The sequence below is a fragment of the Streptomyces sp. NPDC005435 genome, from assembly GCF_040703155.1.
In the GTDB taxonomy this organism is placed as follows: domain Bacteria; phylum Actinomycetota; class Actinomycetes; order Streptomycetales; family Streptomycetaceae; genus Streptomyces.
The window spans coordinates 91842-112485 of record NZ_JBEXEQ010000006.1; the positions used below are offsets into that span (position 1 = coordinate 91842).

General features: G+C 72.8%; 16 protein-coding genes and 1 pseudogene. 9 read left to right on the forward strand and 8 right to left on the reverse strand.

What is annotated here, in order from left to right; genetic code table 11:
- Positions 1 to 9 precede the first annotated feature (9 nt).
- Together AB0898_RS09575 and AB0898_RS09580 are read left to right on the forward strand one after the other, a co-directional pair.
- The gene (locus AB0898_RS09575; protein WP_366802290.1) at positions 10 to 516 is read left to right on the forward strand and encodes a glutathione peroxidase; all 507 of its coding nucleotides are present in this window, start codon (positions 10 to 12) and stop codon (positions 514 to 516) included.
- 80 nt (positions 517 to 596) lie between these two features.
- Positions 597 to 1493 carry a MerR family transcriptional regulator gene (locus AB0898_RS09580; RefSeq protein ID WP_407078315.1) on the forward strand — a complete coding sequence of 299 codons (897 nt, stop codon included), beginning with the start codon at positions 597 to 599 and terminating at the stop codon, positions 1491 to 1493.
- Positions 1494 to 1649: 156 nt separating this feature from the next.
- Here AB0898_RS09580 and AB0898_RS09585 read toward each other — a convergent pair whose 3' ends face one another.
- The 3 genes from AB0898_RS09585 to AB0898_RS09595 all read right to left on the reverse strand — a co-directional run bounded on the left by AB0898_RS09585 (position 1650) and on the right by AB0898_RS09595 (position 3835).
- Positions 1650 to 1841 (reverse strand): DUF397 domain-containing protein, encoded by a 192-nt coding sequence (locus AB0898_RS09585; RefSeq protein ID WP_366802291.1) that lies wholly within the window; start codon positions 1839 to 1841, stop codon positions 1650 to 1652.
- A 188-nt stretch (positions 1842 to 2029) separates the two neighbouring features.
- Positions 2030 to 2887 carry a helix-turn-helix transcriptional regulator gene (locus AB0898_RS09590; RefSeq protein ID WP_366802292.1) on the reverse strand — a complete coding sequence of 286 codons (858 nt, stop codon included), beginning with the start codon at positions 2885 to 2887 and terminating at the stop codon, positions 2030 to 2032.
- 201 nt (positions 2888 to 3088) lie between these two features.
- Positions 3089 to 3835 (reverse strand): GPP34 family phosphoprotein, encoded by a 747-nt coding sequence (locus tag AB0898_RS09595; protein ID WP_366802293.1) that lies wholly within the window; start codon positions 3833 to 3835, stop codon positions 3089 to 3091.
- 2128 nt (positions 3836 to 5963) lie between these two features.
- On the opposite strand from AB0898_RS09595, the gene AB0898_RS31860 reads away from it, so the two are divergent.
- The 3 genes from AB0898_RS31860 to AB0898_RS09610 all read left to right on the forward strand — a co-directional run bounded on the left by AB0898_RS31860 (position 5964) and on the right by AB0898_RS09610 (position 11790).
- A complete protein-coding gene (locus tag AB0898_RS31860; protein WP_407078321.1) occupies positions 5964 to 8243 on the forward strand; it encodes a D-alanyl-D-alanine carboxypeptidase in 2280 nt (759 codons plus the stop codon).
- Positions 8244 to 8458: 215 nt separating this feature from the next.
- A complete protein-coding gene (locus AB0898_RS09605; protein WP_407078316.1) occupies positions 8459 to 10504 on the forward strand; it encodes an MFS transporter in 2046 nt (681 codons plus the stop codon).
- Between the two features lie 170 nt (positions 10505 to 10674).
- Positions 10675 to 11790: an ADP-ribosylglycohydrolase family protein gene (locus AB0898_RS09610; RefSeq protein WP_366802296.1), complete on the forward strand. Its 1116-nt coding sequence runs from the start codon at positions 10675 to 10677 to the stop codon at positions 11788 to 11790.
- 28 nt (positions 11791 to 11818) lie between these two features.
- Here the strand turns inward: AB0898_RS09610 and AB0898_RS09615 are convergent, their stop codons facing one another.
- On the reverse strand, positions 11819 to 13366 hold the full coding sequence (locus AB0898_RS09615; protein WP_366802297.1) for a sodium:solute symporter family protein: 1548 nt from the start codon (positions 13364 to 13366) through the stop codon (positions 11819 to 11821).
- Positions 13367 to 13524: 158 nt separating this feature from the next.
- A complete protein-coding gene (locus AB0898_RS09620) occupies positions 13525 to 14460 on the reverse strand; it encodes a LysR family transcriptional regulator (protein WP_366802298.1) in 936 nt (311 codons plus the stop codon).
- 125 nt (positions 14461 to 14585) lie between these two features.
- On the opposite strand from AB0898_RS09620, the gene AB0898_RS09625 reads away from it, so the two are divergent.
- Complete coding sequence (locus AB0898_RS09625; protein WP_366802299.1) at positions 14586 to 15845, forward strand: MFS transporter; 1260 nt, start codon at positions 14586 to 14588, stop codon at positions 15843 to 15845.
- On the opposite strand, the gene AB0898_RS09630 is transcribed toward AB0898_RS09625, so the two are convergent.
- The gene (locus tag AB0898_RS09630; RefSeq protein ID WP_366802300.1) at positions 15836 to 16369 is read right to left on the reverse strand and encodes a DUF2165 domain-containing protein; all 534 of its coding nucleotides are present in this window, start codon (positions 16367 to 16369) and stop codon (positions 15836 to 15838) included. The two genes, AB0898_RS09625 and AB0898_RS09630, sit on opposite strands and share 10 nt — an antisense overlap.
- Before the next feature lie 137 nt (positions 16370 to 16506).
- Here AB0898_RS09630 and AB0898_RS09635 point away from each other — a divergent pair, with 137 nt between their 5' ends.
- Positions 16507 to 16989: a MarR family transcriptional regulator gene (locus AB0898_RS09635; RefSeq protein WP_366802301.1), complete on the forward strand. Its 483-nt coding sequence runs from the start codon at positions 16507 to 16509 to the stop codon at positions 16987 to 16989.
- Between the two features lie 12 nt (positions 16990 to 17001).
- On the forward strand, positions 17002 to 17445 hold the full coding sequence (locus AB0898_RS09640) for a MarR family transcriptional regulator (protein ID WP_366802302.1): 444 nt from the start codon (positions 17002 to 17004) through the stop codon (positions 17443 to 17445).
- Between the two features lies 1 nt (position 17446).
- Here AB0898_RS09640 and AB0898_RS09645 read toward each other — a convergent pair whose 3' ends face one another.
- The gene (locus AB0898_RS09645; RefSeq protein WP_366802303.1) at positions 17447 to 18130 is read right to left on the reverse strand and encodes an alpha/beta hydrolase family protein; all 684 of its coding nucleotides are present in this window, start codon (positions 18128 to 18130) and stop codon (positions 17447 to 17449) included.
- A gap of 75 nt (positions 18131 to 18205) precedes the next feature.
- Positions 18206 to 19093 (reverse strand): helix-turn-helix transcriptional regulator, encoded by an 888-nt coding sequence (locus tag AB0898_RS09650; protein WP_366802304.1) that lies wholly within the window; start codon positions 19091 to 19093, stop codon positions 18206 to 18208.
- Between the two features lie 125 nt (positions 19094 to 19218).
- Here AB0898_RS09650 and AB0898_RS09660 point away from each other — a divergent pair.
- Positions 19219 to 20643, forward strand: a pseudogene (locus AB0898_RS09660) (MFS transporter).
- Position 20644 lies beyond the last annotated feature (1 nt).

Here is a 20644-nt window from a genome sequence, read left to right on the forward strand (position 1 = left end):
CATCCGCCCATGACGACCACCAATGACAACACCCCCGTACTGGACACCCCCATCGGCGCCCTCCAGGGCGGCGAAGCCGGCCTCGCGCGGTACGCGGGCGGCCCCGTCCTCATCGTGAACGTGGCCTCCAAGTGCGGGCTGACCCCGCAGTACACGGGCCTGGAGCGGCTCCAGGAGCGGTACGCCGAGCGCGGTTTCACCGTGATCGGGGTGCCCTGCAACCAGTTCATGGGCCAGGAGCCCGGCTCCGCCGACGAGATCGCGGAGTTCTGCTCGGCGACGTACGGCGTGACCTTCCCGCTGACGGAGAAGGTCGAGGTGAACGGCGCAGGCCGGCACCCGCTCTACGAGCGCCTCGTGGGCTTCGCCGACGCCGAGGGCCACACCGGTGACATCCGCTGGAACTTCGAGAAGTTCCTGATCGGCCGCGACGGCCGGGTCGTCGCCCGTTTCTCGCCGCAGACCGAGCCGGAGTCGGCGGAGGTCGTGGCCGCGATCGAGGCCCAGCTCGGCTGACGGTTGACCTTGCCCCTGGGGCAGGGCCGAGCGTCGTGGTCGCCGGGCGGAACAGCCGCCCGGCGACGGAGGAAGGCACTGTGGACGAGAAGCCGCCGGCCACCTCGGACGACGGGCCGCCGGCCACCGCGGACGACGAGCCGCTGACCATCGGCGCGTTCGCCGCGCGGTCCCGGCTGTCGGCGAAGGCGCTCCGGCTGTACGACCGGCTCGGACTGCTGGCCCCGGACCGTGTGGACGAGGTCACCGGCTACCGCTACTACCGCGCCGGGCAGGTCGAGCGGGCCCGTCTGGTGGCCCTGCTGCGGCAGCTGGACATGCCGCTGGCCGAGGTCGCGCGGGTGGTCGGGGCCGAGGGGCCCGAGGCCGCCGCGCGGCTGGCGGCGTACTGGGCGGACGTGGAGGCCCGGATCGCCGGGCAGCGGACCCTCGCCGCCTACCTCCGTGACCGGCTTTCCCGAGGGAGTTCCGAGATGGACGAGAGGTTCACGGTCGAGACGGTGGAGGTGCCCGCGCAGGTGGTGCTCACCGAGTCGCGGCGCACGCTGGCGGACGAGCTGCCGGCGTGGATCCCGGCGGCGCTGGACCGGCTGGAGGGCGCGGCGCGGGAGTGCGGGGGCGTGGCGGGGGCTCCGTTCGTCGTGTACCACGCCGAGGTGTCGATGGAGAGCGACGGGCCCGCCGAGGCGTGTGTGCCGGTGGCGGACGAGCGGGCGGCGCGGGAGTGGGCGGAGCGGCACGGCGGTCCCCGGGCGGTCCGGGTGCGGGTGGAGCCGGCGGGGAGGACGGCACGTACCCGGATCGTCAAGGCGCAGGTGGCGCATCCGCAGATCCTGGCCGCCTTCGAGGCGGTGGAGCGGTGGGTGGCGGCGGCCGGTCTGGAGATCGCCGGTCCGTGCCGTGAGGTCTACTTCGCCGACTGGGCGGCGGCCGGGCCCGAGGACCCGGTGTGCGACGTGGCGTTCCCGGTGCGCTGAATTCGCCCCGGTTCACGCCTTGTCGAGTTCACTGCGCGGAGCCCCTCGGCAAGGACGGCGTCTGGCCGAGAGGGCTCCGCGGGGTGCTGTTCACACGGTCGCCGTCGAAGCATCGGTCGCGCTTCCACGGAGGCGAGGTGGACCCGGGAGGGGTCCTTACGCCTTGACCGAGGCCACGAAGGTGTTCCACGCCTCGGCCGGGAAGGCCAGCACGGGCCCCTCGGTGACCTTGGAGTCGCGAACGGCGAGTCCGGCGACGGTCGGCGACTTGACCTCGACGCAGGCGCCGTTGCCCGCGGAATAGGAGGACTTCATCCACGTCTCCGAAGCGCCCTGAATCAGTGCCATGTCCACTCCTGTTGCGAGTTGCGGTGGTGCGGTTCACGCCAACCCTGTCGAGCGATTGGCGTGATCGACGCTACCCGGCAACTGCCGTTCATGGATGGGACGTTCACCCGAGCGGATGGCATATTCCAAACGCGCCTCCGCTCGGACGGGCCGACGGTGTACGATCCCTCGCCGCGTGTCCGGGGACCTCAGTCCGCGAAGTTTTTGGCCGCCTTCGCGATGAACTCCCGGGAATGTTCCACACTGAGGGACTGTGCCCGCAAATGCTCGTACATCACGGCGTACTTCTGCACGTCGGGCGCCTTCTCCAGATACAGGTCGCTGGTGACGCCCTCCAGGTAGACCACGCTGGAGTCGGCCGTGTCGGCGAACTCCAGGATGGCGTACTGGCCGTTGAGCCCCGGATGCGCGCCCGCCTCGAACGGCATGACCTGCACGGTGACATGGGGCAGCTGGCACATCTCGATGAGGTGCTCCAGCTGCTCGCGCATCACCAGCCTGCTGCCCACCACCCGGTGCAGCGCGGCCTCGTCCAGGACGACCCACAGGCGCAGCGGGTTGTCCTCCTCGGTGACCCTGTCCTGCCTGCGCATACGGACGTTGACCCGCTTGTCGATCTCGGCCGTCGAGGTCTCCGGCAGCGCGCCGCGCACCAGCGCCTCGGCGTACGCCCGGGTCTGCAACAGGCCCGTCACCAGCTGGGGTTCGTACACCCTGAGGGACTGCGCGGCCGACTCCAGGCCGATGTACACGCTGTACGGGATGTCCCCGAAGGTGTGCCACCAGCCCTGCTGGCGGGAGTCGCGGGCCATCTCCATCAGCGAGTCGACGACGCGCTGGTCCTCGACCTCGTAGACCCCGCACAGGTCGCGCACGTCGCGCTGGCTGATGCTGCGGCGGCCGTTCTCCAGCCGGCTGATCTTCGACTGCGACACGAGCAGGCGGTCGGCCACCTCTTCGGCGGTCATGTTCTTCGCCTCGCGGAGTTTGCGCAGCTCCTGGCCGAGACGGCGTCGCCTGACGGTGGGATTGACATTGGACGCCACGGTTAGCGCACCTCCGGCTGCCTGCCTGTTCCTGACACTTTGTGTATCTGCTGTTGAGCAGACTGCCACCAAGGTGCTTTCTACCGCTGGAAAACATCGGATATGCGGCGCGTACGCGTCAGTTCGGACATGATTGGGGTGAACGCCGAGGCGGCGGGGCGACGTTCGCCCCACCGCCTGACCGTGAACCGTACGAGTGGATCAGTGCGCGGCGGCCCGCGCCATGGGGCCGTGATGCGGCTGCATCGGCACCCCGTGCGCCGGTTCGGCCCGCGCGGGACCGCTCGGCCGGGGCGGCCCGGCCGGGCCCCGCCGGGGCTGCGCGGCGACACCGTTCTGCACGTCCATGACGGCGTGGGCGACGAGCCCGCCCATCGGGTCGTGCCGGATGAGGTCGCGCAGCCGGGAACGGGACGAGCGACCCTCGTTGCCCGGGTAGAGGTGCTTGCCCAGGCCCACGGCGTGCGCCAGCGCGGCGAGCGCGGCGGTCCGCGGGTCCGGTGGTACGCCGGTGCGGATCGCGGCGTCCAGGCGGGAGCGGATCTCGCGGCTGATCGCCGTGTCCGTCGCCTGGTACCGCGTCGTCGGCAGCACCCCGCACATCTGGCCCGCGACCGCGGCGACCATTCCGCACCGTTCGAGGTGGGAAAGGTACGTCTGGCGCAGGCCCAGGCGTGGGCCGCCGATCCAGTGGACCGCCCGTACCGGAGCGCCGCGCCTGCGCAGCAGCTCCAACGCGCTGTCCAGAGTTGGATCTCCTGTCGGCCGTGGCACCACCACGGCGATACGATCCCCGTCTGGGGCTATCCGTCCGGCCAGCGCCAGCTCCACTAGCTGCGCACCGGCCAGACCGAGGTCGAGCGACTGCGGCTGCGCAGTGGTACCCGTGGCCGGGTCCAGTGCGAGCAGCAGAAGCTCTTCCGGAATTGTTCTGCGGCTCCTGCCCATCCATGCCTCCCCGCGTGGATGAATGACAGGGTGACGCCTCTCACATTCATCTGTCGAGGGTGCGTGCCCGGTTCATGGGGGAACCGGTAGGTATGTCGTTCTCGTCTGCCACCTCGGGCAAGCCCCCACACAGGACACTGGTACATGGTTCGGACAGGGCGCGCGAGCGAGCGTGCGGCGCATGGAGGAGGCATCGGTGGCGGGCGAGTCCCCCGACAGGTCGAAGCAGGGTTACTCCGTCGGTTCGGCGGAGGGGGTGGATTCGGCCGAGTCCGAGGAGAGGGCTTCCGGCGGGGCCGCGAGGGGTAACTCCGTTGCGGGCGAGGGGGATGCGGCGGGCGCGGCTGCGGACCAGTCCGGGAAGAACGCCTCCGGCAAGGCTGCGACCAAGGACGACGCCTCCGACAAGGCTTCGCGGGGGGCTGCGTCCGGTGGGGCTTCCGGTGCCGACTCCGTTACGGGCGCGGACGACGCCGCCGGCGCGGCTGCGGACAAGTCCGGGAAAGCCACCGAGGACGCCGACGCCTCCGGCGGGGCTACGGGCAGCGCTTCGAAGGGGGCCGCCGCTGGCGGGGCTGCCGCCGACTCCGTTGCGGGCGAGGACGCCGCCGGCAAGGCTGCGGGCGGGGGCGACGGCGCGTCTGAGGGGGTTGCCGGGGGCGGCTCCGGTGCGGGTGTCGGCGACAACGTTTCCGTGGGTGCTGCCAAGGGTGCCGGGGCCGGTGGCTCCTCCAAGGTCGGCGTGGCCGAGAGTGACGGCGGGGCCGCCAAGGGCGGGAGCAAGCCGTCCGCCGGGGGCTCCCGTGTGAGCGCCGACGCAGGCCCCGAGGGGGCCGAGTCCAGCACCGCTGACCAGTCCGCGCCCGCTTCCGAACCCAAGTCGAAGCGTGAGGACAACACCGGCCCGGCTCCCGAGTCGGAGCCCGCCGAAGACCTCCGGGACGAGCCCGCCTCCGGCGGCAAGGCGGGCTCTGCCGACAAGGCCGAGGGCAAGACCTCCCCCGACGAGTCGGCTCCCGCTGGAAAGCCCGCGGGCAACGCCACCGCCGGCTCCGCCGACAAGGCTCAGGGCGAGTCGGCCCCGGCCGAAAAGCCCGCCGACAACGCCAAGTCCAGCTCCGCCGCCAAGGCGGGGCCTGCCGGCAAGGCCGAGGGCAACGCCTCCCCCGACGACGAGTCCACCCCGGCTGGAAAGCCCGCGGGCAACGCAGCCTCCGGCTCCGCCGACAAGACGGGGTCTGCCAGCAAGGCTTCGAGCGAGACCTCTCCCGAGGACAAGTCGGCCCCGGCCGAAAAGCCCGCCGACAACGCCGAGTTCAGCTCCGCCGCGAAGACGGGGCCTGCCGCCAACGCCGAGGGCAAGACCTCCCCTGGCGACGAGTCCGCCCCGGCCGGGAAGCCCTCCCCCGGCGCCAAGGCGGAGTCGGCCGACAGGGCCGAGGGCAAGACCGCTGCCGCCGCCTCCGGCCGCGACGACGAGCCGGCCCCCGACGCCAAGTCCGAGGACGTGTGGTCTCCGGCCGGGAAGCCCTCCGACACGACCACTCCCGACGCCAAGTCCGGCCCCGCCGTCAAGGCCGAGGGCAAGTCCACCCCTGCCACCGAGCCCGCCTCCGGCGCGAAGTCCGGCGCTGCCGGGCGGCAGCCCGAGGGCGAGTCGGCCGCTGACAAGGCCGACAGCACGGCCGCCTCTACCGCCACGGCGGGCTCTGCCTACCAGACCGGCAGCAAGCCCTCCCCCGCCACCGGCGCCACCTCCGACACCAAGGCCGGCCCCGCTGGGCGGAAGCCCAAGGGCGAGTCGGCCGTCGGCATCGGCTCCGCCGAGGAGTCCGCCGACAAGGCGGGCAGCAAGCCCTCCTCCACCACCGAGGCCGCCTCCGGCGCCAAGGCCGGCCCCTCCGGGCAGAAGCCCGCGTACGAGTCGGCCGCCGACAAGGCCGACAGCGCGGCCGCCAAGGCGGGCTCTGCCGACCAGACCGGCAGCAAGTCCGCCCCCGCCGCCGAGTCCGCCTCCGGTGCCAAGGCTGGCCTTGCCGGGCGGAAGCCCGAGGGGAAGTCGGCTGTCGGCACCGGCTCCGCCGAGGAGTCCGACGACAAGGGCGCCCCCAAGGGCAACGCCGCCGCTGTGGGCCGGCCCGAAGGCGGGTCCGGGGCCGCCGGGCGGAAGCCTGAGGACAAGCCCGGCTCCGCCGACAGGACGGGCAGCAAGTCCTTCCCCGCCGCCGACCCCTCCGGGCGGAAGCCCGAGGGGAAGCCGGCCATCGGCACCGGCTCCGCCGAGGAGTCCGACGACAAGGCCGACCTCAAGGACAAGCCCGCCCTCGGCTCCGGCGACAAGACCGGCAGCAAGCCCTCCTCCGGCACCAAGACCGTCCCCTCCGGGCGGAAGCCCGAGGGCGAGTCGGCCTCCGGCAAGGACGGCAGCACGGCCGCCTCTGCCGCCTCTGCCGCCTCTGCCGCCTCTGCCGCCAAGGCGGGGTCTGCCGGCCAGACCGGCGGCAAGCCCTCCGGCGCCAAGGCCGGCCCCGCTGGGCAGAAGCCCGAGGGGAAGCCTGCCGCCGGCACCGGCTCCGCCGAGGAGTCCGACGACAAGGCCGGCCTCAAGGACAAGGGCGTCCCCGGCTCCGCCGAAGAGACGGGCAGCAAGCCCTCCCCCGCCGCCGAGCCCGCCGGGCGGAAGCCCGAGGGCGAGTCGGCCGTCGGCAAGGGGGACGCCGCCCCCGCCTCCGAGTCGGGGTCCGCCGGCAAGGTCATCCCCGCCCCCAAGTCCGGGTCCGGTGCCCCCGAGGGCAAGCCCGGCACCAGCACCGGCGACGGCACGGGCACCGGCAAGGGCTCCGCCAAGCCCGCCGCCCAGGCGACCCCCACCGACCAGCCCACCACCACCCTCCGCTCCCCCAAGCAGCCGGCCAAGGATCAGCCGACCACCACGCTGCGGGCGCCGAAGGCGGTGGATCAGCCGACGACCATGTTGAAGATCGGGGGGAAGGGCGAGGAGAAGGCGGCCGAGAAGACCAGCCGGTTCGTCGCGCTCAAGGGGGACATAAGGACCAGCCCCGCCGCCGAGGAGACCCGCAGCGTCCCGCAGGTCGGGCCGGAGCTGACGACGCAGCAGCCGCTGCCGCCGAAGCCGCCGCTCGACCTGCTCGCGGAGCTGACGAACACGCCGCCCCCGCCGGAGACCCCGGTGCGGACGCTGGTGCGCAGGGTCAAGATCTGGACGCCGCTGGTGCTGCTGCTGATCGTGATCCTGGGCGTCGTCCAGGCGCTGCGCCCGCTGCCCAAGCCCGCGCTGGCCCTGACCGCGAAGGACAGCTACACCTTCGAGGGCGGGAAGGCCGACATCCCGTGGCCCGCCGAGGGCCAGGCCGCGCTGGACGTGCAGGGCATCGGCACCTTCGGCTCCTCCGGCTCGGACAAGCCCGTGCCGACCGCGAGTGTCGCCAAGGTGATGACCGCGTATCTGATCCTGCACGACCACCCGCTCAAGAGCGGCGCCGACGGCCCGAAGATCAAGATCGACAAGACGGCCCAGTCGCAGTCGAAGGCGGGCCAGGAGTCGACGGTGGTCGTCACCGCCGGTGACGAGATCACCCAGCGTGAGGCGCTGAAGGACATCCTGCTGGCGTCGGCGAACAACATCGCCCGCCTGGTCGCCCGCTGGGACGCCGGTTCGGAGGCCGCGTTCGTCGCCAAGATGAACACGACCGCCAAGCGCCTGGGCATGGCGGACACCAAGTACACCGACCCCTCCGGCCTGACCGACTCGACGGTCAGCACCGCCCGGGACCAGGTGAAGCTGGCGAAGGCCGCGATGGCGTACCCCTCGTTCCGCGAGGTCGCGGCGATGATGTCGTACACCGACTACAAGGGCACGTACCACTCCAACTGGAACCAGCTCGTCGGGCACAACAACGTCGTCGGCATCAAGACCGGCACCACCACCTCCGCCCTCGGCAACCTGGTGTTCGCCGCGAAGCAGGACGTGGACGGCCAGACGCGGCTGATCATCGGTGCCGCGATGCGCCAGCCCCCGGCCAAGTCCGACAACTCGATCCTGACCGGTGTCCTGGACGCGGGCGACAAGCTGATCCGGGCCGCGCAGGGCGCCCTGAAGTCGGCGACGGTGCTGAAGAAGGGCACGGTCGTCGGGTACGTGGACGACGGGCTCGGCGGCCAGACCCCGGTCGAGGTGACCGAGGACGTGAAGGCGATCGGCTGGGCGGGCCTGAAGGTGAAGCTGTCCTTCACCGGCGGCGCCGTCCCGCACATCGCGAAGGCGGGCACGAAGGTCGGCACTCTCACGGTCGGTGACGGTTCCGCCGGTGCCGTCCAGGTGCCGGTCGCGCTCCGCGACGACCTCACCGAGCCCGGCCTCGGCAGCAAGCTGACCCGCCTGGGCTGAGCGCGCCGCACCCCCGCGCACCCCGCGCCCGCACCCCGCACCCCGCCGCATGTGTTCCCGCCCGGGAGCCGTGCGGCGGGGTGCGTGCTAGCGTCACGAAACGGGGCAGGTCACCGGTCACGGGACAAGGCCGCACAGCGGGACGAGAACCGGCCGGGAGCGCGTACGGGACAGGTGGCCGGGAACAGCACACGGGACACGGGGAGTGCCTTCAGGTGGCCACAGCCGAGCCGACACGCGCCGACCGCACCGAGGGCGGAGGCCACATGAGCCCTGACCCCGGTACGGACGTCACGGCCGACACGCACCGCACACGTACGGACGGCTCGGGTACCGCCGCGCCCGGCCGCCCCGGCGCCAACCCCCCTGCCGCCTGGCGCCGTTGGCCCCGCGAGCACCCCGTCCTGTTCATCACCGCGCTCGCGGCCGTGCTGCACGTGATCTGGTTCTTCACGTCCGCCAACAGCGGCGGCGACCTCGCGGCGCAGGACGCCTGGGCGGAGTTCGTCGGCCGGCACCCGGACTCGGCGTACAACCTCGCCTGGTACGGCGGGATGCACCCGGTGTCGTACAGCGTGCTGTCGCCGTATCTGATGTCCGTGCTCGGTGTGCGCACCACGATGATGATCGCGGGCACGTTCTCGGCCGGGCTGCTCACCCTGATCCTGGTGCGCGGCCGGGCGGTGCGCGAGCCACTGTGGCCCGCGCTGGCCGGGGTGTTCGCGCTGATGGGCAACGCGGCCTCGGGCCGGGTGACGTTCGGGCTCGGCACGATGTTCGCGCTCGGCGCGGTCGCGGCGGTGTTCTGCTGGCCCTACCAGGGCCGGTACGCGAGCTGGGCGAAGGCCCTCGCGGCGGCCCCGCTGGCGCTGCTCGCCGGGGTGTTCGCGCTGCTCGCCGGGGCGGTGTCGGGCTGGGTGGCATACGGACTTGCCGCGCTGTTCGGGATCGGCGCCGTCGCGGTGCTGCTCTACTGGCCCTACGAGGGCCGCTACAAGCGCTGGGCGAAGGCGCTGGCCGCCGCCCCGCTGGCCGCGCTCGCGACGATGTCCTCGCCGGTGGCGGGGCTGTTCGTGGGGCTGATCGCGGTCGCGCTGTTCCTGCAGAAGCGGCGGCCCGGCGCCTGGGCGCTGGGTCTTGCCCCGGCGGCGGTGGTGGCGCTGTCGGCGTGGCTGTTCCCGTTCTCCGGCACCCAGCCGATGACGTTCGGCTCGGTGATCATGCCGCTGCTGTACGGGCTGCTGTGCCTGGCGCTGGTGCCGCGCGAGTGGGTGACGGTCCGGCTGACGGCCGGGGTCTACAGCCTGAGCGTGGTGCTGGTGTGGCTGATCAGCTCGCAGATCGGCACGAACATCTCGCGGCTTCCGATGCTGTTCGCGGGCACGGCGCTGGTGGCCGCGCTGCCGTTCGCGGTGCCGCGCACGCACAAGTGGTACGCGCTGGTGCTGGCCGTCGCCGGGTTCGTGGGCTGGATCGGGTTCAAGTCGGTGGACGACGTGATCCACACGACCCCGGCCGCCTCCTGGGCGCGTGAGCTGGCCCCGCTGGTGAACGAACTCCAGCAGGTGGGCGCGGAGAAGGGCCGGGTGGAGGTGGTCCCGGCGCGCTCGCACCGCGAGGCGTCCGCGCTCGCGCCGTACGTGAACCTGGCGCGCGGCTGGAACCGCCAGGCCGACATGGAGCGCAACCCGCTCTTCTACGACGACACCCTGAATTCGGCCAACTATCACGAGTGGCTGCAGCGCTGGGCGGTGCACTACGTGGTGCTGCCGAAGGCGGACGACCCGGACGGCGACGGCGGGCAGCGGGAGCGGGCGCTCGTGCTGCGCGGGATGCCGTATCTGAAGCAGGTGTGGGGCAACGCGGACTGGCAGCTGTTCCGGGTGACCGACCCGGTGCCGCTGGCGGAGCCGCACGCGGTGGTCCTGCGGGCCGAGCAGGGCGAGATGACGCTGAAGGTGAGCAGGGCGGGCCGGATTCTGATCCGGATTCCGTACTCGCCGTGGCTGAGCGTGGTGGACGAGCAGGGCAAGCCGCTGAAGCCGCCGCAGGAGACGGAGGCGTCCAAGAAGCGGGCGGACGGCGTGCCGAAGTCGTACGTCAACGTCAGCGGCTGTCTGGCCGAGACCCCGCAGGACGCGCAGGGCGATGCCTGGACGGTGCTGCTGGCGCCCCGGGCGGGGACGTACCACCTCGCGGCGCCGTACCAGCTGCCGCGCGGGACGCCGTGTCCGGAGGAGCTGAAGGCCGCCAAGGGGTGAGGGGCGGCCCTGACTCTCACACCGGCTCACAGGTGTGAACGCGAAAACAAAGCGTTCACACCTGACCGGTAATGGCCTGGCGAGGCCGGTTTGCGCGGCTGATCGGACCGTTCGCGGTCCATTACAGTGCTGCCCGTCGGCTGGACGCGAGGTGCCGTGAGGGGGGCCGCATGAGTGTGACGAGCGGCGCCGTCTGGGGTCGCACCGAACAGCAGGACTTCCGCAGCCGGGTGCGCGGCACCCTGCTCGGCATCGCGCTCGGGGACACCCTCGGCGCGCCCGTGGACGTGCTCGGCCTGGACGAGATCCGCTCGGCGTACGGCGCCGAGGGCGTGCTCGACCTGGGCTTCGCGCACGGGCGGCGCGGCGCGGTCACCCACCACACCCAGCTCACCCTGTTCACGGTGGACGGCCTGATCCGCGCCCAGGTCCGCCGGGACACCGGCGCCTGGCATCCGCCGACCGATCTGCACCGGGCGTACCTGCGCTGGCGGGCGACCCAGCGGGACTGGGGCCCCGACGAGCGGCGCAAGGAGGACGGCTGGCTGGCCCGCGAGGAGTGGCTGTACGCCCGCAGGGAGCCCCCGAGGTCCCTGCTGAGCGGGCTCGGCGACGAGGTGATGGGCACCCTGGAGCGGCCGAAGAACCCCGGCGAGCTGGGCCCGGAGGCGGTGGCGCGCTCGGGTCCCTTCGGGCTGCTGGTGGGCTGGGAGCCGCAACTGGTGGCGCAGTTGTCCGTGGAGTGCGCGGCGCAGACCCACGGTCATCCGGTCGCGTGCCTGGCGGCGGGGGCGTACGCGGTGATCGTGCACGCCCTCGCGCGCGGCGAGGACCTGGACGCGGCGGTGTGGGGCGCGGTGGCGCTGCTGTCGGCGCGGCCGGGCCATCAGCCGGTCGTGGAGGCGCTCCAGCACGCGGTGAACGCGGTACGGCTGGGCCCGCCGAACCCCGTCCGGGTGGAGGAGCTGGCCGGCGACGGCACGGCGGACGGGCTGCTCGCGGCCGCCGTCTACTGCGCCCTGGCGGCCGACGACGTACGCCTCGGCCTGTGCCTGGCGGTGAACCAGTCCGGCCCGTCCGCCGCCGCCGGAGCCCTCACCGGGGGCCTGCTCGGCGCCCTGCACGGCGAGACGGCCCTTCCCCCGGCGTGGCTCGCCGAGCTGGAGGGCCGCCCCACGATCCTGGAGCTGGCCGACGACTTCGCCATGGAGATGACCCAGGGCCCGGCCCTGCACAGCCCGGCGGGGTCGGCGCCGGGGTGGCTGGCGCGTTATCCGCGCGCCTGACCGTCCGGGGGCCCGACCGGCCGCCTGACTATCCGCGCGCCTGAGCCGCCGGAGCCGGTACGGCCGCCTCGGCGCCGTCGCCGTCGGTGTTGATCCGCTCGATGACCGCGAGCCGCTCGGGGGTGTCCTCGGGCTTGATCAGGCCGACGACGATGTAGAGGACCAGGGAGACCGCGAGGGGTACGGAGACCTGGTACTGGAGCGGGACTCCGCCCTGGACCTGCCAGCTGATCGGGTAGTTGACCAGCCAGAAGGCGAGCAGTCCGGCGGCCCAGCTGGTGAGCGCGGCGGTGGGGCCGGAGCGGCGGAACGGGCGCAGCAGGCCCAGCATCATCGGGATGGCGATGGGGCCCATGAGTCCGGCGACCCACTTGATGACGACGGTGATGATGTCCTTCAGGGCGGGCGAGTCGACCTGGGTCGCGACCGCCATCGACAGGCCGAGGAAGACGACGGTGGTCACCCGGGCGGCGAGAAGTCCCACCCGCTCACCCCAGTCCCGCGCCCGCCGCCACAGCACCGGCACCACGTCCCGGGTGAACACGGCCGCGACGGCGTTGGCGTCGGAGGAGCACATGGCCATGGTGTGCGAGAAGAAGCCGACGACCACGAGCCCCAACAGGCCGTGCGGGAGCAGCTGTTCGGTCATCAGGGCGTAGGAGTCGGAGCCGTCGGGCTTCCGCGCCGTCACCAGGAGCGGGGCGAGCCACATCGGCAGGAACAGCACCAGGGGCCACACCAGCCACAGCAGCGCGGAGAGGCGGGCGGAGCGCTCGGCCTCGCGGGCGGAGGCGGTGGCCATGTAGCGCTGGGCCTGGTTGAGCATGCCGCCGTTGTACTCGAAGAGCTTGATGAACAGGAACGCCAGCAGGAAGACGGTGCCGTAGGGGCCCGCGAGCGGCTGGGTGTGGCCGTGCAGGGCGGGCCGGCCGAAGGCGTCGAGCAGGCCGATGTGCCGGTCGCCCAGCTTCACCGCGACCGCGACGAGCATCGTCACTCCGGCGAGCAACTGGATGACGAACTGGCCGAGTTCGGTGAGCGCGTCGGCCCACAGGCCGCCGATCGTGCAGTAGACGGCGGTGATCGCGCCGGTGATGAGGATGCCCTGGTTCAGGGAGAGGCCGGTGAACACCGAGAGCAGGGTGGCGATGGCGGCCCACTTGGCGCCCACGTCCACGATCTTCAGCAGCATCCCGGACCAGGCCAGGGCCTGTTGGGTGCGCAGGTCGTAGCGGTTCTTCAGGTATTCGAGCGGGGAGGCGACGCGCAGCCGGGAGCGCAGGCGGTTGATGCGGGGCGCGAAGAGGCGGGAGCCGATGGCGATGCCGATCGCGATGGGCAGGGCCCAGGTGACGTAGGAGGTGACGCCGTAGACGTAGGCGATGCCCGCGTAGCCGGTGAACATCACCGCGCTGTAGCCCGACATGTGGTGCGAGATACCGGACAGCCACCAGGGCATCCGGCCGCCGGCGGTGAAGAAGTCGCCCACGTCGTCCACGCGGCGGTGGGACCAGACGCCGATGGCCACCATCACGCCGAAGTAGCCGATCAGTACGGCCCAGTCGAGACCGTTCATGTCTCACCCTCCAGCGTCCGCAGCCATGTTCGGCAGTCAGGGATGTGAACTCCGGCTTAGACCATGGGGGTTGGGGCGCGGGGGCGTCGAGTCACGGGGAGGTAAAATCGTTCGCCGGGATGACCGGCGTTCAGATGTGTGAACCCTGGCGGGAGTGCTCAGCGCGGGCGCACCCAGTCCGGCACCCAGGTCCCGGGCGCGTCGTGGGCGGGGGTCGCGCCGGCGAGATAGGCGCGCAGGGTCGCCAGCGCCGGGTGGGGGTTGTCGCGGTGCCAGAGGAGGGAGTGCGGGTAGACGGGGGTCGGGTCGGTCACCGGGATGCGGCGCAGGCCGTGTCCCGCGGGCCAGGCGAGACGGGTGGGCTCGCCCATGAAGGTGGCCAGGGCGGGGGTGTCGGCGATGGTGTCGAGGAGGGCGTCGGAGCCGAAGTTGGGGCCGGTCACCTCGATGGTGAGGCCGAACGCGGCGACGAGCTCGTCGTAGTAGGCGGCCCACTCGGTACCGGGGGCGATGCCGGGCATCCAGATCCGGTGCCCGGTGAGCCGGGCGAGGGTCACGGACCGGGCGCCCGCCAGGGCGTGGCCGGGGCCGGTGAGGAGCTGGAGCGGCTCGTCGAGCACCCGGGCGGACGCGATGTCCTCCGGCAGGGGCCGGCCGGGCGCGGCGACGGCGCGGAAGGACGCGTCGATCGCGCCGGAGCGGATGGCGGTGACGGCCGTCTCGATGTCGAACAGCATCATCACGTCGAGGTCGATCTCGGGGTGGGCGCGGTGGAAGCCGCGCATCAGGCCCGACTGCGCGCTGCGCGAGGTGAGCACGTCGACCCGGAGCGGACGGCTCCCCCGGTGCACGGAGGCGACGGCCCGCTCGGCCACCCGCGACAACTCCCGGGCGTGCGGCAGGAAGGCCTGCCCGTCGATGGTCAGCTCGGCGCCGCGCGGGGTGCGGGTGAACAGCCGTACCCCCAGGGCGCGTTCCAGCGCGGCGATCCGCTTGGACACGGCCTGCTGGGTGACCGCCAGCTCGTCGGCGGCCTCCCGGAAGCGGCCGGTGTCGGCGACGGCGACGAAGGTGCGCACGGTGTCGAGGTCCATGGGGGCCAGGCTAGAACGACAACCAGTGGTTGTCGCCTGGCGGCCCGGCGGTTGTTTGATCCCTGGTCGCCGAGCCCGCTTTGATGCTTCGGGTCGCGGATCGGTTGTGGAGGCGGGTGACGGGTATGAAGAGCGGGCGCGGGCTCGGGCGGGCCTTCGGGTGGCTCTGGGGGGCGTACGGGACGAGCGCGCTCGGCACCTGGCTGGCCTTCGGGGCGTTCCCGCTGATCGCCGTACGGGTGCTGCACGCGGGACCGGCCGAGGTGGCCGCGCTGTCCTCGGCGGGGGCGGCGGTGGGCGCGGCGGTGGCGGTGCCGCTCGGACCCTGGGTGGAGTTCCGGCGCAAGCGGCCGGTGCTGATCGCGATGGACCTGGTGCGGTGCGGGGCGCTGCTGACGATCCCGGCCGCGTACGCGCTCGGCGCGCTGAGCTTCGTCCAGCTGCTGCTGGTCTCGGTGGTGGTCGCGGCGGCGGACATCACCTTCCGGGCGGCTTCCGGGGCGTACCTGAAGACGCTGCTGCCGCCCGGGGACCTGCTCGCGGCCAACGCCCGCTTCGAGTCGACGGCCTGGACGACGACGATCATCGGGCCACCGCTGGGCGGCGCGGCGATCGGGCTGCTCGGGCCGGTGGTGACGGTGGTGGCGGACGCGGTGAGCTATCTGCTGTCGGCGCTGGGGCTGCGGGCGATCGGGGGCGGGGAGGCGCGGCCCGGCGGGGAGCCCCGTCCCGGCGGGCGTGGATCGGGCGCGCGGCTGCGCCCGGCCGATCTGGTGGCCGGCTGGCGGTACATCCTCGCCGACCCCACCCTGCGCCCGCTGTTCCTCAACGCGGCCGCTTTCAACGGCCTGTTGATGGCGATCGAGCCGCTGCTCGCGGTCCTGATGCTCGGGCGTCTCGGGTTCACGCCGTGGCAGTACGGGCTGGCCTTCGCGGCGCCGTCGCTGGGCGGGCTGCTGGGCTCACGGCTGGCGCGGCCGCTGGTGGCGCGGTACGGGCGGCACCGGGTGCTGATGCTTTCCGGGCGGCTGCGCGCCCTGTGGCCCCTCGGCCTGGCCTTCCTGGGTCCGGGTACGGGTGGGCTGCTGCTGGTGATGGGGGTCGAGCTGGGGATCATCTTCAGCTGCGGGGTGTTCAACCCGGTCAGCGCGACCTTGCGCCTGGAGCGGACCCGCACCGACCGGGTCACCCGCGTGCTGTCCGCCTGGACGGTGACGACGAAGGCGACGACGGCGCTGCTGACGGCCGTGTGGGGCGTGCTGGGCGCGCTGCTCGGGCCGCGTACGGCGATCGGGCTGGCGGGGCTGCTGCTGTTGTCGACGCCGCTGCTGCTGCCCCGCCGTACGGCGGGAGTACCGGCCGAGCCGGCCCCCGCTCACGCCTGAGGCGACCGCTGCCCGGGCAACTGGTTCACGACCAGCGCGACCCCGCTCACCAGGACGATCCGGGTCGCCGCGTCCAGCCCGTTCCAGGACTTGGACTGCCACATGGCGAACCACTCCCCGCCGATGGCGATGAACCCGGCGCCGAAGAGGAGGATCAGCATCAGCAGGCCGTAGGTGGAGACGCGGCGGGCGATGTCGTCCTCCCGCCGGGCCCACAGCCAGGTCCCCCAGGCCAGCACGGCGGCCGCGGCCGTCTCCCACACGATGATCGCCACGTAGGCGGTGTCCTGAAGCGCGGTGCTGGTGATCGCGCGCCACATCAACGCGTCGTCCTTGAACGTCGTGTCCATCGCCAGCACATGCCGGACGTACTGCTGGTTCGACCCGAAGTCCGTGATGTTCCCGAGGGCGACGAGGGCGATGTACAGCGCGAGGACCCCGGTGAACACGCCCGCGGCCAGGGAGAGGCCGGTGCGGGGCGTGGTCGGGGTGGGGGTGGTGGTGTCGGTGGGAGTGGTGGTCATGGCTGAATTCTCCCTGGATCAGGGGGAGTTATGCCGTACGCATCGCGCCAGAATGCCGGGTGGTGCGGGGGCGGGTGCGGGGGTGCCGGCCTCAAAAATAGTAGCCATGGACATAGTATCCATGTACTCTATTTCCCATGAGCAAGGGTTCACCGCCGGGTCCCACGCCCGGCTTCCTGGTGTGGCGGCTCGCCAACAAGTGGCGGGTCGCGGTCGATCGCGCGGTGGCTCCGCTGGGGCTCACGCACGCGCAGTACTCGCTGGTCGCGTCGCTGCACGGCATGCAGCGCAGCGGTGAGCGGCCCAGTCAGCGGCGGCTCGCCGACCACACCGGCCTGGAGGCGCTGTACGTCTCGAAGCTGGCCCGCGCGCTGGAGTCGGCCGGTCTGATCGAGCGCACCCGCGATCCGCGCGACCCGCGCGCCGTACAGCTCGCCCTCACCGAGCAGGGCCGGGAGGTCACGCGGCGGGCCGTCGCGGTGGTCCAGGAGCTGCACCAGCGGCTGCTGGAACCACTCGGCGGCCCCGGCGCCCCGCGCACGCGCGCCTTCACCGACGAGCTGACGGCCCTGCTCGACGCACCTCTCGCTCCCCCCGTCCCGAACGACCAGAGCACTTAGAGGAGTTCCACCATGGCCACCACCGCACCCCTCGCCGACGCCCGCAATCTCGCCCTGGCGCACTACGCGGCCCGAGGCGTCCTGGAACACGTCCTGGCCCGGCACGGCGTCACGTTCCAGCAGCAGGTCGTCCTGCGCACCGCCCTCACCGCCGAGACCCCGCAGACGCCGGACGCGCTCGTCGCCCAGGTCCGGACCCTCCTGAAGGCCGACCCGTCCGGCCTCCGCGCCACCCTCGCCGAGCTGCTGGCCAAGGGGCTGCTCGCCGAGGACGGCACGTACCTCCGCCCCACGGACGCCGGGCGCGAACTCCTCGCCGCCGTCGGCGCGGAGACCGCCCCCGTCTCCGCCCGCGTCTGGGGCGACATCCCCACCGAGGACCTGGCCGCCACGGGCCGCGTCCTCGCCCTGATCACGGAGCGGGCCAATGCGGAGCTGGCGGCGCTGACGGCGTGACTCACTCCTTCCCGCCGGGCGCCCCCAGCAGCAGCCCGGCGACCGCCTCCGGCGCCTCGCGCATCGCGTTGTGGCCGGTGGGGAGGTCGTGGACGTGCCAGTCGGGGTCGGCCGCGAGGCGGGTGCGGAGTTCGGCGAACGGTGTCCGGTCTTCCCAGCCCGCGCAGTAGACGAACTCCCGGCGGGGAACCTTGTCGTACTCCCCCGTGAGGCGGATCGTCTGGAGGAACGAGGCGAGGGGGTGGGGGCGGCGGCGGGGGTCGCCGCCGGGCGGGGGCTGGACGGCGTAGCCGGTGGCGGCGGCGCCGGCGGCGAACACCTGCCGGTAGGCCTCGGTCGTCGCCGACCAGCACGACTCGCCGTCACGCGGCACGTACGCGTCGAGATGCACCAGCCGCGCGACCCGGCCGGCCGCGCGGTCGGCCGCCGCCGCGATCACCATCCCGCCGTAACTGTGGCCCACCAGCGTCGCGTTGGCGATGTGCGCGCGGTCGAGGAGCCGTAGGACGTCGTCGGCGTGCGTGTCCAGGTTGGCGGCCGCGACCGTCTCCCGGTCGTCGTCCGGCCGCAGCCCGGTCAGCGTCAGGGCGTGCACGGTGTGCCCGGCCCGCTCCAGCAGCGGGACCACCGGGTCGTACGACCAGGCGCCGTGCCAGCCGCCGGGCACGAGGACGAACGTTGCCATGCGCTTCCCCTTCTCCCGAAACTCCCCCGGGCTCAGCGGGTGGCGATGCGGAAGCATTCCGTCCGGGCAGATTCGTCACGCGCTTCGCGGCCGAGTCGGAGTTCGTGAGCCGGTATCCCGTCCAGCGGACGGGCCGGGGGCGGCGAGGTCGAGGAGCGTCATCCTGTCGTGGTCCGGGCTGCCGGGCGGCGCCATGTAGACGACGAGGCGCTGGCCTTGTGCGCGGTTGAGGGACAGCCCTTCGTGCGAGAGCGTCATCGTGCCGACCTCCGGGTGCCGGAGCGTCTTCAGGCCGTCGCCGATCGTGTGCACCTCGTACCGGTCCCAGAGCCGGCTGAAGTCGGGGCTCTTGACGATCAGTTCACCCACGAGTGCGGCGAGGTCCGGGGCATCCGGATCGGTGCCGGCGATCGCCCGCAACTGGGCGACGCACCCCTTGGCCTTCTGTTCCCAGTCCGCCCACAGCTCGCGGGCCGGCGGGTGCAGGAAGGTGTACCGGACGGTGTTCCGCTGCCGCTCCGGCCAGTCGGCGATGCCGTGGAGCAGCCGCAGCGCGCCGGGATTGGCCGCCAGCAGGTCGTTGGTGCGGCTCACGACGTACGCCGGGTGGGGCCGGAGCGTCTCCAGAAGCTGGGTGACGGTCGGACGGACCCGCCGTGACGGCAGGGGACGGGGCTCGGGCACACGCCGCGCCGCCCGCGCCGCCAGCTCGTGCAGGAAGCCGCTCGCCTCCTGGTCGAGACGGAGCGCGACGGCCAGCGCCTCGACCACGGAGGGGCTCGGACGGGTCTCCTTGCCGCGTTCCAGACGTACGTAGTAGTCGATGCTCACACCGGCCAGCGCCGCCACCTCCTCCCGGCGCAGACCCGGCGTACGGCGCGTGCCGGGGCCGGCGGGCAGTCCGACGTCCGCCGGGCGTATGTCGCCTCGGCGAGCCCGCAGGAACTTCCCGAACTCGGTCATGCCGTCATTCTGCCAGCGCGTGATCAAGGCGCCGGCCCGGAGCCTGGCCCTGTCACACCCCCCTGTGGCGCACCCCGGAAGATCACGGTCTGCCTCGCCCTCGCGCGCCTCACCAGGCTGGACGGATGACCACGCTTGAACCGGCCCGCGCGGCACAGGACGCCCGGCGACGCACGGCCGCACCGAAGCTGATCCTGGCGACCACGTTCATGGGCATCTTCCTGCTCAACCTCAACAGCATGGCCGTGAACGTGGCGCTGCCCGGGATCGGGCGGACCTTCGGCGGCAGCACGGCGGGACTGTAATGGACCGTGGACGCCTACACGCTGATGTTCGCCGCACTCCTGCTCTCCGCGGGCACGCTCTCCGACCGCGTCGGGGCGAGCCGCGTGTTCGGCGCCGGCGTCGCGGTCTTCACGCTCGCCTCGGCGGCCTGCGGACTGGCGCCGGGGCTGGGCGAGCTGATCGCCGCCCGCCTGGTCCAGGGGGGCGCGGCGGCGATCATGCTGCCCTCCTCGCTGGCCCTCGTCCGGCAGGCCTTCCCGGACGCGGCCGAACGGGCACGGGCCATCGCGCTGTGGACCGTCGGCGGAGCCGTCGCGCTCGCCGCCGGCCCGGTGGCCGGCGGGGTGCTGTCCAGCACGCTGAGCTGGCGGGCGGTCTTCGTCGTCAACCTGCCCGTCGGCATCGCCACCCTCGCGGCGTTGACCCGCGTGGAGCGCTCGCCGCGCCGTGCCACGCCGCTCGATCCGTACGGCCAGCTCACGGCGGTCGTCGCGCTCGCGGCGCTCACCTTCGCGGTGATCGACGGAGGGGAGAACGGCTTCGGCGAGCCCGTGGTGCCGGTCTGCCTGGGGCTCGCCGCGGTGGCGACGGCCGCGTTCCTCGTGATCGAGGCACGTACCGCCGCGCCGTTGGTCCCGCTCGGCCTCTTCCGTTCGCGCACGGTGACGGTGTCGGTCGTGACCGGCTTCGTCGTCAATGCCGCGTTCTACGGGCTGGTGTTCGTGCTGAGCCTGTTCTTCCAGGACGTTCTGCACCTGTCCGGCATGGCCGCGGGGCTGATGTTCCTGCCGATGACAGCCGTGATCGCCGGAGCCAACCTGGCCTCGGCCAGGGCCGCGGCACGCTTCGGGCCGCGGATGCCGATCGTCGTGGGGCAAGCGGTCTTCGCGCTGGCGATGTTCGGCCTGCTCCGGATCGACGAGGGCACCGGCAGACCGGTGATCGCGGCGATGCTCGTCCCGGTCGGCCTCGGCCTGGGTTTCTTCGTACCGTCCCTGACCGCCGTCCTGCTGAACGACATCGCCGCGGACCGGGCCGGAATGGCCGCCGGAATCCTGAACTCCTTCCGGCAGACGGGCGGCGCGCTCGCCGTGGCCGTCTGCGGAGCCTTGGTCGCGGACCGGGGTGAGTTCCTGGCGGGTCTGCGGGTCGCCCTGTGCGGCGCGGCCGTGCTGCTGACGGCCACCACGGCCGCGGCCCTCATGCTGCCGCGCGGCCATGGCCGACGGGACGGTGACGGGGATGTCCGGCGCGGGGCCCGGTGAT